Origin of the sequence: Staphylococcus sp. URHA0057, assembly GCF_000620265.1 — a bacterium.
Taxonomy (GTDB): domain Bacteria; phylum Bacillota; class Bacilli; order Staphylococcales; family Staphylococcaceae; genus Staphylococcus; species Staphylococcus pasteuri.
In genome coordinates this window covers 1-15,764 of the sequence record NZ_JHVS01000017.1, presented here as the reverse complement: position 1 = coordinate 15,764, position 15,764 = coordinate 1, and the positions used below count along the sequence as shown (strand labels likewise).

Genomic DNA, 15,764 nt, shown 5'->3' with positions numbered 1-15,764 from the left:
AGGTCTCTTCAGATCTACGGATTTTCCCCATGCCACGAAATTAGCATCATGCTAGCAAGTTAAACGAACACTGACATGATATATTAGTGATTAGCTATATTTTTTACTTTGCAACAGAACCATATTTAGCAAGTGAAGTGTGGTTTATCATATGCAAAAATCCCACTACTGTCCAAAGCAAAGTAGGGTTTTTATTTAATATACAAAATACAAAGCATTTCTATATTGACAAAGGATAAAAATCATACTAACTTATGAATATATGAGCATATATTCATAAGTTAGTATGATTTTCTTCGAGTAACAAAACATTAATTGAAATTTTATATTTTTTAACTCTATAGTTATAAAAACAAAAATTCAAATTATAGAAAATATTTTTCATCATTAAAAAGAGGAGGGATTAAATGGAAAACGATCACAATCATAATCATACACATGGCGCGAACAAAAAGACTTTATTAATTAGTTTTATTATTATTACAAGTTACATGATTGTAGAAGGGTTAGGTGGTTTCTTTACTAACAGTCTTGCGTTAATTTCAGATGCTGGTCATATGTTAAGTGATTCTATTTCTTTAGGTATTGCTTTAATTGCATTTACTTTAGGAGCGAAGCAAGCTAATACAAATAAAACTTTTGGCTACAAAAGGTTTGAAATACTAGCAGCTGTACTTAATGGTATTACTTTGATGTTAATAGCTATCTATATTTTTTATGAAGCTATTGAGAGATTTAAAAACCCCCCTGAGGTAGCTTCTACAGGCATGTTAATTATCGCCTTGGTAGGCTTGTTTATTAATATTATTGTGGCTTGGATAATGCTGCGCGGGAGCGATGTAGAAGAAAACTTAAATATGCGTGGAGCATATTTGCATGTAATAAGCGACATGCTTGGATCTATAGGTGCAGTTATAGCAGCCCTTCTCATTATATTTTTTAGATGGGGGTGGGCGGATCCTTTAGCAAGTGTGATTGTAGCAATTTTAGTACTACGTAGCGGCTTTTATGTAACAAAATCAAGTCTTCATGTATTAATGGAGGGAGCACCAAGCAATATAAATACAAAAGACATTATTAAAACTATTAAAAAATTCAAAGAAGTTAAAAATATTCATGACTTTCATGTTTGGTCAGTAACTAGCGGATTAAACGCGTTATCTTGTCATATTGTTGTAGAAGATACAATGACCATTACTGAAAATGAGTTTTTACTTAAACGTATAGAACATGAACTCAATCATCAAAATATTCAACATGTCACAATACAGACTGAAACTTCTAACAATAATCATAGTGAAAAATTGTTTTGTATCGTGAAAGAAGAAGACAGTCAACATCATCATTAAATAAACAGCCATTATTTTTTAATAATGGCTGTTTATTTAATTATTCCAATATATTTAATATATCTTTTTTGTTATTTTCAAATCCCACGTAATATTTAAACAACTTTTTTTTACCCCAAAAAATTTTTTTATAAAAAACAAATAAGGGAACAATTCGGTTGCCTGATATTTTTTTCATTTCTTCTTCTAAGTCCAAATTTTGACTTACATCTTTATGACTATAACTAATCTCTTGAGAGTTTAAATACCTTTTTGATTCTTGGCAATCAGAGCATGTAGGTCTTGTGTAAAGCTCAAGTTGTATATTTTTATCCAAATATATCTCTCCTAATATAAGTTTTAGCATACATTTTATACAAGTGTACCTCTTAAAACAAACTATAAATATTAATTTTTTATATGAAACTTTTGTATTGACTTATACCTACTAGGGGTATAATATAGATTCCAACAAGAGATACCCCGTTAGGGTATATGAGGAGGGGTGAAATTGAACACTACTACTGTTAAAAACAATGACGCATTGCTCAATAGACTCAAAAGATTAGAAGGACAAATGCGCGGTTTACAATCAATGATAGCAGAAGATAGATATTGTATAGATGTACTAGTACAAATAACAGCAATACAATCAGCCCTAAAACAAGTGGGTTTTATAGTAACTGAAGACCATATATCTAATTGTGTAAGTGAAGGTATTAAAAATGGCAACGGAGAAGAAAGTATCAAAGAATTGATGGTTGTATTAAAACAATTTTCAAAATAGGAGGAAAGAAATAATTGAGTGAAAATATTAAAAAAACCTCATTAGGTATCACAGGCATGACATGTGCAGCTTGCTCGAATAAAGTAGAAAAAAATCTAAATAAATTAGATGAAGTTAACGCTAATGTAAATCCTTCTACAGAGAAAGCTACAATTGAATATAACCCCAATGTTACATCATTAGAAGATATTGCAAATACAATTCAAAAAACAGGTTATGGAGTTTTAACCGAAAAAGTGGATCTCGATGTAATGGGAATGACGTGTGCAGCTTGTTCGAATAAAATCGAAAAAGTTTTAAATCGAATCTCAGGTGTAAATAAGGCTACAGTTAATTTAACCACAGAAAGTGCTACTGTAGAATACAACCCTGATATGACGTCTGTAGATGAATTTCAACAACGTATTAAAAACCTAGGGTATGAGGCACAACCTAAAAAAGAAGCATCAGAAAAAAGTTCCCAAAAAGAAAAACAATTAAAACGACAGTTAATTAAATTAGTTGTTTCAGCTGTTTTAGCAGCTCCATTGTTAATGACAATGTTCGTTCATTTATTTGGTATTCAAATACCACATATATTTATGAACCCGTGGTTCCAATTTGTATTAGCAACGCCTGTTCAATTTGTTATTGGTTGGCAATTTTATGTAGGCGCTTATAAAAACCTTCGTAATGGGTCAGCAAATATGGATGTTCTTGTCGCTTTAGGTACAAGCGCAGCCTTCTTTTATAGTATTTATGAATCGATTAAGTGGTTAATTAATACAAATTATGAGCCACACCTATATTTTGAAACAAGTGCTGTATTAATTACTTTAATTCTTTTCGGAAAGTATTTAGAAGCACGTGCTAAAACACAAACAACAAATGCGTTAAGTAAATTGTTGAATTTACAAGCTAAAGAAGCACGTATATTACGCAACGGTGAAGAGACTATGGTTCCTTTAAGTGAGGTAAAAGAAGGAGACTATTTAGTTATCAAACCAGGAGAAAAAATACCAGTAGATGGCAAAATAATTAAAGGTATGACTTCAATTGACGAGTCAATGTTGACAGGTGAATCTATTCCTGTTGAAAAAATGCAAAATGATAATGTTATAGGATCAACAATGAATAAAAATGGAGCAATTACTGTTGAAGCAACAAAAGTTGGTAAAGATACAGCTCTTGCCTCCATTGTTAAAGTTGTCGAAGAAGCGCAAGGTTCTAAAGCGCCAATACAAAGACTAGCAGATATTATTTCTGGATATTTTGTACCTATCGTTGTAGGTATCGCGATTTTCACATTTATTATATGGATTTCATTAGTTCAGCCGGGACAATTTGAACCAGCCTTAGTTGCTGCAATAGCAGTATTAGTTATCGCTTGTCCTTGTGCGTTAGGCTTAGCTACGCCTACTTCTATAATGGTGGGTACCGGAAAAGCTGCTGAAAATGGCATTCTATTTAAAGGTGGAGAACACATTGAAGGTACACACGCTATTAATACAGTTGTTTTAGATAAAACTGGCACTATAACAAATGGCACACCTGAAGTCACTGATTTTAGTGGAGATGATCAAACATTACAATTGTTAGCTAGTGCAGAAAAAGGTTCTGAACACCCACTAGCTGAAGCTATCGTAAGTTATGCTAAAGAAAAATCATTAGAATTTTTAGAAGTAGACCATTTTGAAGCTATACCAGGGCGCGGTATAAATGCAACAATTGATGGTAAAGAACTTTTTGTCGGAAATCGAAAACTAATGAGTGAAAAAGGAATCCAAACTAATGAAGCTGAAACAAATCTCGCTCAATTTGAAAAAGAAGGAAAAACTGCAATGCTTATAAGCGTAGATAACGAATTGAGAGGGGTTGTCGCTGTAGCTGATACAGTTAAAGATACTGCCCAACAAGCTATTCAAAAACTTCATGAATTAGGTATTGAAGTTGCTATGTTAACTGGTGATAACAAACGTACCGCACAAGCAATAGCAAAACAAGTTGGTATAGACACGATTATTGCAGAGGTTTTACCAGAAGAAAAAGCTTCTAAAGTAGCAGAAATTCAATCTGAAGGTAAAAAAGTAGCTATGGTTGGAGATGGTGTCAATGATGCTCCAGCACTAGTTAAAGCAGATATTGGTATTGCCATTGGTACAGGTACAGAAGTTGCAATCGAAGCTGCTGATATAACTATTTTAGGAGGAGACCTTTTATTAATTCCAAAAGCAATAAAAGCAAGTAAATCTACAATTCGTAATATTCGCCAAAATCTATTTTGGGCGTTTGGTTACAATGTTGCAGGTATCCCTATAGCAGCAATTGGTCTGCTAGCACCTTGGGTTGCGGGAGCAGCAATGGCTTTAAGTTCTGTAAGTGTTGTCACAAACGCTTTACGTCTAAAACGTATGAAATTATAAGAATCTTATATTTCTTGAAAGGAGGTGACAACATTGACTAACGAAGTTATTAATGTAGAAGGTATGAGCTGTGACCATTGCAAGCATTCAATTGAAAAAGCATTAAATGGATTAGATGGTGTAACATCTTCAGAAGTAAGCTTGGCGAATGGGAATGTGGAAGTTGAATTTGATGAAAATCAAGTAGCTTTCAACGACTTTAAAGAAGCTATTGAAGATCAAGGTTACGATGTAATTAAATAATTTAAATAGTTGGGCATATCGTTTAATGATATGCCCTTATTAAAAATTAAGGAGGATAAAAATATGAATCATAATCATGAATATCATTCAAACAAACCCGAAATTAAAGCAAATGTTGTATATAGAGATGGTAATATAGAAATTACGTTAGAAGATGAATTTAATAATGCCCCATTATTAGATACTATGCATGAAAAAGAAATGCATTTCGTTTTAGTATCTAATGACATGGAGAAATATTACCACCTACACCCTCAAAAAAAGCATGAAGGTTTATTTATAATTAACCAACAATTAGAGCCAGGAACTTACCAGGCTTTTGTTGATGTTACACCAAAAAACCATGTGTATTCCGTTCATCCTATTGAACTGCAAATTGGAGATAAAATAACCTCTACAACATCTTTAAATTCTGATAAAAATTGGGTAAAAGTTAACAAAGGAGTTCATGTAACTTTAAATTCTATAAGTGCTAAAGAAGATGAACATGTCCCTTTAACTTTCAATACAGAATTAACTCCCCAACCTTATTTAGGAGCTTTAGGACATGTGATTATATTTGATGAGCAATTAACTGATTATATTCATGTTCACCCAGAATCACCTGATTCTACAACCTTTTATGCTCATTTTCCTAAAAAAGGGATGTATAAAATTTGGGCAGAATTTAAATTTAATGATGAAGTGCATAGATTTACTTATAATATTAAAGTTGCATAAATCTATTAGCAAAAGCTTAAAAATCAGTAAATTGTAAAGAGTTATTTAGATAATACAAAACGCTTTATAAAAAATCGAAAATTTAAGATAGAAAGTTGATGAAGAAAGTATCAAAAAATTGTAGTGGTTGTTTATATTGCAACATTCACTGAATTTTTATAGTTAATAACCTATTATTTAAGGAGTAATTTATTGATTAAGTTTGAATATTTTGAGGAGAAAGATTTTGATTTATTAATAAACTGGATAAACTCTCCTGAACTTTTAGTCAAATGGGCAGGTACAGATTTTAATTATCCCCTAGATGAAGAACAATTAAAGGAATATATTAAAGACACAAATAAAGAAAATTCTAGTAAAATAATTTATAAAGTTATCATTGAAGAAAATAATTCAAAAAAAATTATAGGTCATATTGCTTTAAATAATATAGATTTTAAAAATTGTTCCGCCACGTTAAGTAAAGTTTTAGTAGGTGATCCGCAAATGCGTGGCCAAGGATTAGGCCCTAAAATAATAAAGAAATTATTGAAAAAGGCTTTTGAAGATTTGGGACTACACAGAATTGAATTAGGTGTTTTTGCCTTTAATAAATCAGCTATTAAAAGTTACAAAAAGATTGGATTTATAAAAGAAGGAGAAAAAAGAGACTTTAGAAAATTAAATGGAGAATATTATAATTTATGGCAAATGAGTATGTTAGAAAGCGAATGGTCTTGAATAATTTTAAACAAAAATAGTCCTCTTATTTTAATAAGAGGACTATTTTTGTTTATTTAGAGCGTACTCAAAAATGACATTTTGTATATAAAATTTATTTTGATTCATAAGTAATTCAGCTAATGACTTCTATTTTATTAATTTTAGCTATATATTAATATAGAAATAATAGTAAACATCTAATTAACTAAGATAGACAATTACAAAGACTTTACACTAAAATTCTTCTGAGTATGTTGAGGGGAATTATTGACAGAATTATCTTTTTTACTGTTTTAAATCTTTCACATATCTTTCCAATGCTAAATAATCTACACACATTGATTCAAAAAATGAAACTTTTTTTATCACAGCATTTTTATATACTTTTTGGGCTTTATTTACGATTCTTTGATTTTCTTGCCTAATAAAAATTAATTGGTTAGTTAATAAGTTATAATATTCTAAATCTTGCTCCTTTATGTATTGCATATCTATTTTAGAAAGATATTTATCAGGAACAGGTATCATATTTAAAAATAATAGATATCCTAATCTATTTTGAATATTATTAACCTCAAACAATTTTATTGATAGTTGATTATTTAGTTTTTTATTTTCTTTAGGGGAACTTAAGGGGACAAAATAATTAAGATCATTAATAGATAATACAACTCCTAAATAAGGACGAGTGGATTTATTTAATAATACTCTCTCATCTACATTTCTTAATTCATTAATATAATCTTCATCAACATAGTATAATTTCATAATTTCTCCTACAGTATAAAAATAAAGCGACCAAATATTTGGTCGCTTTTCAATGTCTACTTGTGGCAAGACCTCTCCATTTTTTCAATTCCAACTTTTAGCATGGACTCTCTATTTTTTCAATGTCTACTTGTGGCAAGACCTCTCCTATATACATTTTAAATTTTAGCACTGTATAAATCATATGTCAATTTTTTATCTTTATATTATATTTCTCAGAACCGTTCAAATTGGTTTTCTAAGAGAAAAATGATTAAAGATTTACTAACTGATTTTTCATTAGAAATAAAGCAGGTAGACGCTTGGTACAAAATACTTTCTACACCGATACAAATCCACAATTGATTGGAAAGAGTAAAATCCTTTGACAAGCTAATTACCGTATTGTTGATAGTATAAGAAAAGACTTATTAACCAAAAAAATCCTACAAAATCAATAATAATAGTCTTTTACATTTCTCCACCAACCAATGTTATAGTCCAATTAACGAAAATGATTAGCAAAGTAATGATCCCTCTCTGCGACTAGATTGATTCTTGATAGATAGGCGAACTATATATATCATGTTCTAATATACGACCTTTGATAAGTTATTTTCTCTTAATCTAAATTTGTTATCATTTTTTCTTTTTAAATAAATTTTTGGTAATAATAAATGCAACTACATATAACTCAACTGTTACCATTAATGGTAACGTGAAAAGACCCATATACATAAATATATCATTTGCGTGCATTATTCTATCCCAATCATCAACGACACTGATGAAGTTCCACACAAAATACCCTGTAGGGACCCCAAATATTATTAAACCTATAATCATTTTTAACAGTAATTGTTTATCTCTTAGACTCATCGTAGCTATTTTAATGTCTTCTAACGTTAACCAAGATTTTTTTTGAGATGTACTAATTTTTAAATCCTTTATTCCTGTTATATCTTTTTCTGTCTGATATCCTAAGGCATCTTTTAGAATTAATTTATCTCTACCATTAATACTCACTCTATCTATAATTTCTCTTTCAATAATACAATTATTTACATTTTCTGCAAAATAGTTTTTTCTACGTCGTTTTCCTACAAATGGAAATATAAAAATAGGGAATAATAACGAATAAAGAACAAGTAATATAGCTGGCAAACTAATTTTATCCCAATCTGTTATATATTTAATCACTTCTTCTTTAGGATATGCACTGAGTGAATAAAAAATCATTGCTAACAAGTACATTAATGCTACTAGTGTTATAAATATGTATAAAATTATATTGATTATCAGTGTTTTTACTCTTTCCATCTTTTGTCTTTTATATAAAATATTTTGACTTAGAATTTGAATAAGCGCATATATAATATATATTACTGCAAAAATCCCTACTTCGTTAAAATTCTTGTATAGGTCAATCAAGAAATCCATATTTTTGAAATACACGTTAACTCCTCCAATTAAAGTGTATAACAGGTTACTAAGACTTATAAATTTTTGCTTAAGTTATGCCATATTCTCATATAGCCCATAAGTTCTGTGTATTCAGACTTCAACATACCGTTAAGTAAATCATAAACATCATCAAATTCTTTATTTATAATTTCATAAACAACTTTTGTTTTATTTCTATACATCCACTCTGCCACGCGTTCTGTTTCACTAGTACCATCTTTTAAAGTAACGGGTTTAACTTCAATTTCATTTAATTGTTTAAGTATCTTATTTTTACTCCAATGTACATTATTTAAATACTTCTTCTTTTTCAAATCAACAAACTTTTGTAAATTATTATTTATCGGTTGTTCATTATTAATATCAGGAACCTCCCACATTTTCGTATAATAAGACAGATTTAAAACAATTTTCTTAGTATCAAAAATATTAAAAATATTTTTGATATCTAGTATATCTAAATATTCATTAGAAAAACGTATACAGTTTTCTAAAAAATTACTATATTCTTTTTTCAGAAGTTCATATTTTTCTTTATTATCTATATCGTGATCCCTATGTATATTTTGTGCTATTTCTCTAGAATCTTTAATAACAGATTTAAATAATGATAGTTTATTTGAAAAATAACGTACGTCGTCTAATGATTTTGCCAGTGTATCACTTAATTGATTTAGGTAATCTATCATTATACTTTTATTATGTATATTCTCATTCTGTCTAATATATTTTGCTATTCTATTTTGATTAGGTAGCAACTCTTCGATTGATATATTACCTCGTTTTATTTTTTCAGGTTTTGTTACATCATCTCTTAATATTTCATCGATCATATCTTCATTAACATACTTTACTTTTTTGAATGCAAACTTCCTTTTTTGTGGGTAATGATATTTATTCCAATTTTGGTTTGTTCCATTTTCTATATTATTTAAGATATCATTACTTTTATTTTTTACATAGTCTGTTGTGACACTTCGCTTTTTGCTATCTTCCTCATAAATTGAAAAATAATTCCCATTAATAATATACGCAGCTTCTTCCAGAGAATACCATCTTTCCTTTTTGCCATCTATCTCCAAGAATTTTTTATAATTACTTTTAAAAATTTCTTGTTCCATACTTAAATCAGACCCCTCTAAAATTTCTTCGATATTGTCATCAGTTAATTGATTATTCATCCAATAATTAAAATCTAAGTCATTGATTCCTTTGTTATTAATGATAATCACGCTATTACCTCCAAAAACCGAATAAATTTTTTCACCTATTATTTTATCACTTCATTTGCGAAAATTTAATCAATCACAGATATCTTTGATTAATTCTATTTATATTTCCTAAACGATGCGCATCAATAGGATAGAAAGGATGTTTCACATGAAAATTCAATCTAATTTCAAAAAAGGTGGCTATTCAACTGAAATAGCTTCCAATTATATTGATAATAAAAAACCCATTTATAGCTTAAGTACAGAACTTTATCCGCAACAGCGTTTTGAGAATAATCAGCCTACCGGAGAAATTATTGCGTATAAAGCCTGGTTTGTTCAAGAAGGCTTACCGCCCTTCACAGTTAAATTCGAAAATGAAGTGACATTACCTAATTATATGAGCGTCATTACTTTTGATCATTTAGAAGCTTGTGAAGTCCGTTATGATGTTTACTTCAAAGCTTCAGATCTGAAGGAGGTTAAATAATGACAGCCAAAGAGCTCGAACAATATCTCCTACAAAGCTTAAATATGGCACTAGGATCCATGATGCAAGGCGAAACCAGTTATACCAATAGTTTCACCTGCAAGGTCACGGAAGAAGGTTTTTACTTTCTTCCTCGCCTGCCTGCAGGCTATATTGTGGACGATGACTTATATCAAAAAATATTTCTCATTGCGAGTGCAGCTTTATATCCCAAATTCACATTGTTAAAACAGAATTCTGCGTATTTCGTACCTATGGATACCGACGATATTCATACGCAACGCGCTTTGTTTTTCCCATGGCAACAAGGGATATCAGAACGCTTAGTGATTTCTGATTTAGATCGTTTTACGTCGTCTCTAACGAATCAACAAATTCCGATCATGAAACAATTAACTTTAAACTATCAAAACATTACATCTATAGCGATCGCAGGTAATTCAGGCAGTGGTAAATCTTATATGCTGACGTACTTACTAAGTGTATTAAAACCGATATCAGAACTCATTATTGTTGACCCTAAGTTTGATACACCGAGCCGTTGGGCACGTATTCATGATATTACTGTGATTCACCCTCATCAAAATCGATCTAAGTCTGATTTTTTATCTGAAATTAATGAAAACTTAAGTCATTGCCTTCAAGTTATTCAACAACGACAAACCATTCTTTATGACGATCCAGACTATCAATTTGATCACCTAACCATTGTGATTGATGAAGTGCTCGCTTTAGCTGAAGGTGTGAATAAGACCATTAAAGACGCGTTCTTTTCATTACTATCTCAAATTGCTTTATTAGGTCGTGCCACCAAAGTTCATTTATTACTGGTGTCTCAACGATTTGATCATCAAACCATCCCGGTTTCCGTTAGAGAACAACTCAATGTGCTGATTCAAATCGGTAATATTAATAAAAAAACCACACAATTTTTATTCCCCGATTTAGATCCAGAAGGTATTGTGATACCCATTGGTAAAGGGACAGGTCTAATCCAAGTGATTGATAGTGAATCTCCCTATCAAGTCTTACCCTTGTTATGTCCGACTTACTATACGAAAGCAGGTGTATTGTGATGAGGAAAACCTATTTCATGCGTGTGTATGATATTATCATTTACTTGTTCCTGTTCGCTATTTTGACAGTTATGGTTAGTAAACTCTTTGTCCTATTAAACTTTATTGTGTCTCAAATTGATATTATCGATACGCGAAACGTCACACACTATATCACAATCATTTCAAATGGTGTATATCAACTTACATTTTACTTATTAGTCTTAGCATTGATGTTAATAGTTATCGATTTAATGATTCGTTTATTGAAAGATCAACTCACGAATCATATCAAATCTGTTTATCACACAATGGTTTTACGACATTATCTTAAACAAGATGTTGACACAGACACGACTCAGGATTGGCAAAATAACGGCAAAAGTAAAACAAATTCTGTCCAGCAATACTTTAATAAAATGGTTGGAAAATCGCTCGTTGATGTTCGTCAAAATGAAGTCCGTGTGGCAATTAAAATTCCCCGGAAACAGCAAGCTCACGATATATTAAAAAAGATTGAACCTCAAATTCATGAAGAAATTACACATATGCACCCGAATTATTACTTTTCAAAACCTCAACGTCATCATCGTTATCTATGGTTTGCAGGCCACAAACGTTAAGATACACATGCGTTGTGGTACACGAAGTGATAAACACAAGCGCATGTGTATCTTAACAGTGCCATGGGGTTACTACGACCCCCATGGCATCATTAATCAATAATCACAGAAAGGATGTTGATGATGTCAAAAGATAAACGTTCAAATAAGTGGGCTTTCTTAATATATGAAGAGAGCTCGCCATCTAACTACCGAGATATTTTGGAACAAATGCATATCCCCTATATTTTAAGTCCGTGGCATAATCAAGATATTGATCACTCGACAGGAGAAATTAAGAAGTCACATAAACATGGAGCTTTGTTTTTTGATTCTTTAAAAAGTTATTCCCAAGTCTCTGAATTACTTCAACAACACTTAAATACACCTAGTCATATTGAAATAATTATGTCCCCTAAGGGCATGTTTGATTATTTTATTCATGCGTCTAATACAGATAAAACCCCTTATGACATCAACGATATTGAAAGTGGTTGTGGTTTTGACTTAAATCAATTTTTATTAGATCAAGGTCAGTCCGAAATATTTAATAAGATTATTGATATTATTGAGAACCAAGATTTTACAGAATTTCAAAGTCTAGTGATGTATGCGCGGCAACACCATCCATCCTATTTACATTTGATTATTCAGCGAACATATTTTTTCGCAAAATATTTGGATTCAAGGCGTCACATGTTTAATTAAAATGGATATCATGTATCAAGACGAGAAGAAACCTGTTTCTCAGCTTACTCTTTCTTGACATTAACGCAGCGTAATACATTACAATTAATAAAAAGAGGTGAAAACGATAGAGTTTTACCAAATGCCTATGTTTAACAAAGTCCTAGTTAAAGACATTGAGAAATCAGAAAAATGGTATGAAAAAACACTTGGCTTTAAAAGTGTTTTTAAATTTAGAAATGATAAAAATGAAGTGCTTATGAATCATTTAAGACTAGAAAAACATCAAGATTTAATCTTAATTGTTCAAACAGATTTTGAAGTTGGCAATTCAATATATCTCAATATCTTAGTCAAAGATATCGAAGATAAATCACAACATATCTCATCAAAATTTATAGTAACTCAATTAGAAGACCAACCATGGAACGCTAAAGAAATGACAATCAAAGATCCAGACGGCCACTAAATCACACTTACTCAATCAAATATTAGCGATACTGATTTTGAAAAATTAATGAAACATACTTCGAAAAATTATTGAGGCATAAACCTTTATTGATAATACAAAAATAAATATCTATGAGTCATTATGCCAAATAAAGATTCTAGAAATTTCTCTAGGATCTTTTTATTTTTCCGAATTTTAAATATCATTATTTTGCATTTTAAAGGGGTATTTAGAGCAAATTCTAATCTCACATAGTTTTTTCTATCCATTTAATTTTGCCCTTTAAAACACAAATACGAGACAAATAAGAGTATATACATATGACATTTATTACGTACTTTACATGTATTTTATGTGATATATAAACTGATTGGCTCATGTCACTTAATATACATGTATTCGTATCTTTTATACATAGTACTCGTAATAATTCAAAACCATTTCTCATGTTTCGCTAATTTGATTGGAACTCCCTATCATTTATAAATTTAAACCGTTACATTTGTTGTTTATTTCTAACGAATGGCGAATTTTTAGATATTATTTACATATAAAATCAAATTTGAATAATCCAGTTATGTCAACAATTTCAAAATAGAACCTGACATTATCAAATATTTTAAAATTATTTTACTTGTTAGAAGCTTATTTGAATTATTGATTAAAGATATTGTATTTAGGTATATTTTGGCGACGCATATTTAATGCATGTATTTCTTCAAGTTCAGCTTTAATTGATTGCATTAAATAGCCTTGCATCGCTTCAACATTTTCATTTTTTTGTATCAACATGGCTTTAAAACGTTTTAAAACACTCACAAGTTCAAATTCAACGTCCTCTAAACGATAATATGTATCATGTGCATTATTAAATGACTTTTTCCCTTTGAGTAAAACACTTTTAATAATACGGATGTCTTTAATTTCAAAATTACTTAAATAAGTCTTGATTTGTGTAGGTAATTCTTCAAGCGCTTGGAATTTTAGAGCATTATTATTAAATTCAGTTTGTTGATGATTTGTATGATTCGAATGATAATTTTTAGAAACTATGTCAGATGTATCATTCAAATCATTCGTATCATTATTCTCAGTCTTTATATATTCAGTTTCATTAAGATCAGTATCACTTGTGTATTCTTTTGATACTTCATGACGTATGTTATTAATATTTCTTGATGTATCATTATCATATTTCTGGACGTATGATAATGATACGTCCGTGTTATCTCGTTGTTCTATATCGTTTTCTTGTTGTGAAATATAATATACATCAGCTTCTGTTACTTCTGGTTTTTTAATATATAATTTATTAGGTTTATTCAACCCTACTCGTATTTGATTAAATAAATCAGCTTGTGTTAATTCTTTTTTAATTTTAGATAATTTATTGGGACTACTGATATTTAAAATAGATTTAAGTTTTTCATTGGTGTAAATAAAAAATATATCTCCATTCTTATCTATCCAATTATTTCTTATAGATAAATCTAAACGATCTCTTAGTATAGACCAAGTGATTTTTGCATCATTGGATAAATTAGTATACTTAGGATTCGTAAAAAATACTTTGGGTAATTGGTAAAACTTTTCTTTTTGAATTTCTTTAATATTAAAGTTGGACATACAAAAAACCTCTTTCACATATGAATTTTAAAAGAGGTAATAAATAAGCTATAAGTAAGTTTATATGTGTTCGGCTTGCACTAATAATTCTTAATATATATAATAAGAATATAACAATTATATAAACAAACAAACCACTTGTTTTATTACCGAAGAAACCTGACTATTCCCGTAGTCGGGTTTCTTTTATATATACTTATATTAACACTTTTGAAAGTTTTGTTAAATTGTTTATATACATTTGTATTTATGCATTTTCAAAGAATGTTAGAATTTCGTATAATGACATTATATGAATAAGTTGTATAGAACTATATAAACACCTATATAACAAGTATAAAGGCTATATAAGCCTATATAAATGTAGATATATAGTGTTTACGTATAACTATATATATAAGATTACTTGAATATATATATAATGTTGTATTAACAAGTATAAAGACTATATAATGATATAGGTGTTATGTGTATAACTATATGGAGGACATTATATGAAGAGTATGAAAGAGATTGCTGATGAATTGAATGTTACGAAAATGACTGTTTATAATAATGCTAAAAAAGCGAATGTGAAATTCCAAAAGGTTGACAATGTAAATTATTTAGCAAGTGAAGATGAAATTATAGTAGTAAACCGAATAAGAAAAAATCAAAATAAACATAATGATTTTGAAAATGAAAAGAAAGAAGAAGTTAAGACTAATAGTAATAACCTGGTAAAAGATGAAACAATAAAACATTTATATAACCAGTTAGATATATATAAAGAACAATCAAATAGAGATAAAGAACAAATAAATACTCTTAATAGACTTTTAGAAAATCAACAAATTTTAGCTTTGGAAAGTAATAAAAAGATTCAAAAACTAGAAAATCAATTAGAAGAAGAAAGACAGCTTAACTATTCTTTTGATATTGAGAAGACTAATAATAAACAAAACGTTAATATGCAAGAAGCAGTATTTACTGAGGGAAATCAAAATAGGGCTCAACAACAAGAAAAGAAAAAACCAACAGAAACTGAGCATAAAGATATTTCTGAAAAGAATAAGAATAAAAGTATAAAAGAAGATGAATTACTAAAAGATGCTAAACTAACAGAAGCAATAAAGAGTGAACCTGATGATAGGGAGGAAGAATCACCTAAAAAGGGGTTTTGGAGTCGTTTGTTTGGTAACTAACTGTAATTAAAAAGGACACGATAAGTTTAAAAACTTATCGTGCTTTTTATGTGGATCGTACTTCT

Annotated in this window: 16 protein-coding genes and 1 pseudogene; 12 read left to right on the top strand and 5 right to left on the bottom strand. The window is 29.6% G+C overall.

Going from position 1 to position 15,764, the window contains the following annotated elements; genetic code table 11:
* Positions 1 to 407 precede the first annotated feature (407 nt).
* Positions 408 to 1,349, top strand: coding sequence for a cation diffusion facilitator family transporter (locus N524_RS0109115; RefSeq protein ID WP_001831389.1), 942 nt, complete (start codon positions 408 to 410; stop codon positions 1,347 to 1,349).
* Between the two features lie 40 nt (positions 1,350 to 1,389).
* Here the strand turns inward: N524_RS0109115 and N524_RS0109110 are convergent, their stop codons facing one another.
* Positions 1,390 to 1,665: a glutaredoxin family protein gene (locus tag N524_RS0109110; RefSeq protein WP_001831374.1), complete on the bottom strand. Its 276-nt coding sequence runs from the start codon at positions 1,663 to 1,665 to the stop codon at positions 1,390 to 1,392.
* A gap of 174 nt (positions 1,666 to 1,839) precedes the next feature.
* On the opposite strand from N524_RS0109110, the gene N524_RS0109105 reads away from it, so the two are divergent.
* The 5 genes from N524_RS0109105 (at position 1,840) to N524_RS0109085 (ending at position 6,200) form a co-directional block, all read left to right on the top strand.
* Positions 1,840 to 2,115, top strand: a complete 276-nt coding sequence (locus N524_RS0109105; RefSeq protein ID WP_001831396.1) for a metal-sensing transcriptional repressor — start codon at positions 1,840 to 1,842, stop codon at positions 2,113 to 2,115.
* Between the two features lie 14 nt (positions 2,116 to 2,129).
* Positions 2,130 to 4,517 (top strand): heavy metal translocating P-type ATPase, encoded by a 2,388-nt coding sequence (locus N524_RS0109100; protein ID WP_001832797.1) that lies wholly within the window; start codon positions 2,130 to 2,132, stop codon positions 4,515 to 4,517.
* 33 nt (positions 4,518 to 4,550) lie between these two features.
* Complete coding sequence (gene copZ, locus N524_RS0109095; protein ID WP_001831373.1) at positions 4,551 to 4,760, top strand: copper chaperone CopZ; 210 nt, start codon at positions 4,551 to 4,553, stop codon at positions 4,758 to 4,760.
* A 63-nt stretch (positions 4,761 to 4,823) separates the two neighbouring features.
* On the top strand, positions 4,824 to 5,480 hold the full coding sequence (locus N524_RS0109090) for a hypothetical protein (protein ID WP_001831384.1): 657 nt from the start codon (positions 4,824 to 4,826) through the stop codon (positions 5,478 to 5,480).
* A gap of 192 nt (positions 5,481 to 5,672) precedes the next feature.
* Positions 5,673 to 6,200 carry a GNAT family N-acetyltransferase gene (locus tag N524_RS0109085; RefSeq protein ID WP_001831394.1) on the top strand — a complete coding sequence of 176 codons (528 nt, stop codon included), beginning with the start codon at positions 5,673 to 5,675 and terminating at the stop codon, positions 6,198 to 6,200.
* Positions 6,201 to 6,467: 267 nt separating this feature from the next.
* On the opposite strand, the gene N524_RS0109080 is transcribed toward N524_RS0109085, so the two are convergent.
* The 3 genes from N524_RS0109080 to N524_RS0109070 form a co-directional block, all read right to left on the bottom strand.
* Positions 6,468 to 6,950, bottom strand: a complete 483-nt coding sequence (locus tag N524_RS0109080) for a type III toxin-antitoxin system ToxN/AbiQ family toxin (protein WP_001831392.1) — start codon at positions 6,948 to 6,950, stop codon at positions 6,468 to 6,470.
* Between the two features lie 618 nt (positions 6,951 to 7,568).
* Positions 7,569 to 8,384, bottom strand: coding sequence for a hypothetical protein (locus tag N524_RS0109075; RefSeq protein ID WP_001832799.1), 816 nt, complete (start codon positions 8,382 to 8,384; stop codon positions 7,569 to 7,571).
* Positions 8,385 to 8,425: 41 nt separating this feature from the next.
* Positions 8,426 to 9,625, bottom strand: coding sequence for a hypothetical protein (locus tag N524_RS0109070; protein WP_001831368.1), 1,200 nt, complete (start codon positions 9,623 to 9,625; stop codon positions 8,426 to 8,428).
* 148 nt (positions 9,626 to 9,773) lie between these two features.
* Between N524_RS0109070 and N524_RS0109065 the strand changes: the two genes are divergently transcribed.
* The 5 genes and pseudogenes from N524_RS0109065 (at position 9,774) to N524_RS0109045 (ending at position 12,982) form a co-directional block, all read left to right on the top strand.
* Positions 9,774 to 10,094 carry a hypothetical protein gene (locus N524_RS0109065; protein ID WP_000701704.1) on the top strand — a complete coding sequence of 107 codons (321 nt, stop codon included), beginning with the start codon at positions 9,774 to 9,776 and terminating at the stop codon, positions 10,092 to 10,094.
* Entirely contained in the window at positions 10,094 to 11,170 is a 1,077-nt protein-coding gene (locus N524_RS0109060) for a hypothetical protein (RefSeq protein ID WP_000125496.1), read from the top strand. Before N524_RS0109065 ends, N524_RS0109060 begins: the two co-directional genes overlap by 1 nt.
* Positions 11,170 to 11,772 (top strand): hypothetical protein, encoded by a 603-nt coding sequence (locus N524_RS0109055; RefSeq protein WP_001233000.1) that lies wholly within the window; start codon positions 11,170 to 11,172, stop codon positions 11,770 to 11,772. The genes N524_RS0109060 and N524_RS0109055 overlap by 1 nt, the downstream gene beginning before the upstream one ends.
* Before the next feature lie 123 nt (positions 11,773 to 11,895).
* Positions 11,896 to 12,459, top strand: a complete 564-nt coding sequence (locus N524_RS0109050; protein ID WP_002485953.1) for a replication protein — start codon at positions 11,896 to 11,898, stop codon at positions 12,457 to 12,459.
* A gap of 106 nt (positions 12,460 to 12,565) precedes the next feature.
* Positions 12,566 to 12,982: pseudogene (locus N524_RS0109045) on the top strand (VOC family protein).
* 561 nt (positions 12,983 to 13,543) lie between these two features.
* Here the strand turns inward: N524_RS0109045 and N524_RS0109040 are convergent.
* Positions 13,544 to 14,515 (bottom strand): replication initiator protein A, encoded by a 972-nt coding sequence (locus tag N524_RS0109040; RefSeq protein ID WP_002485957.1) that lies wholly within the window; start codon positions 14,513 to 14,515, stop codon positions 13,544 to 13,546.
* Between the two features lie 494 nt (positions 14,516 to 15,009).
* On the opposite strand from N524_RS0109040, the gene N524_RS0109035 reads away from it, so the two are divergent.
* A complete protein-coding gene (locus tag N524_RS0109035; protein WP_002485951.1) occupies positions 15,010 to 15,699 on the top strand; it encodes a DUF536 domain-containing protein in 690 nt (229 codons plus the stop codon).
* The last annotated feature ends 65 nt before the right edge of the window (positions 15,700 to 15,764 follow it).

Coding starts and splice junctions, on each gene's coding strand:
- N524_RS0109115 (WP_001831389.1), top strand. CDS start 408: ATGGAAAACGATCACAATCATAATCATACACATGGCGCGAACAAAAAG.
- N524_RS0109090 (WP_001831384.1), top strand. CDS start 4,824: ATGAATCATAATCATGAATATCATTCAAACAAACCCGAAATTAAAGCA.
- N524_RS0109080 (WP_001831392.1), bottom strand. CDS start 6,950: ATGAAATTATACTATGTTGATGAAGATTATATTAATGAATTAAGAAAT.
- N524_RS0109065 (WP_000701704.1), top strand. CDS start 9,774: ATGAAAATTCAATCTAATTTCAAAAAAGGTGGCTATTCAACTGAAATA.
- N524_RS0109060 (WP_000125496.1), top strand. CDS start 10,094: ATGACAGCCAAAGAGCTCGAACAATATCTCCTACAAAGCTTAAATATG.
- N524_RS0109055 (WP_001233000.1), top strand. CDS start 11,170: ATGAGGAAAACCTATTTCATGCGTGTGTATGATATTATCATTTACTTG.
- N524_RS0109050 (WP_002485953.1), top strand. CDS start 11,896: ATGTCAAAAGATAAACGTTCAAATAAGTGGGCTTTCTTAATATATGAA.
- N524_RS0109040 (WP_002485957.1), bottom strand. CDS start 14,515: ATGTCCAACTTTAATATTAAAGAAATTCAAAAAGAAAAGTTTTACCAA.
- N524_RS0109035 (WP_002485951.1), top strand. CDS start 15,010: ATGAAGAGTATGAAAGAGATTGCTGATGAATTGAATGTTACGAAAATG.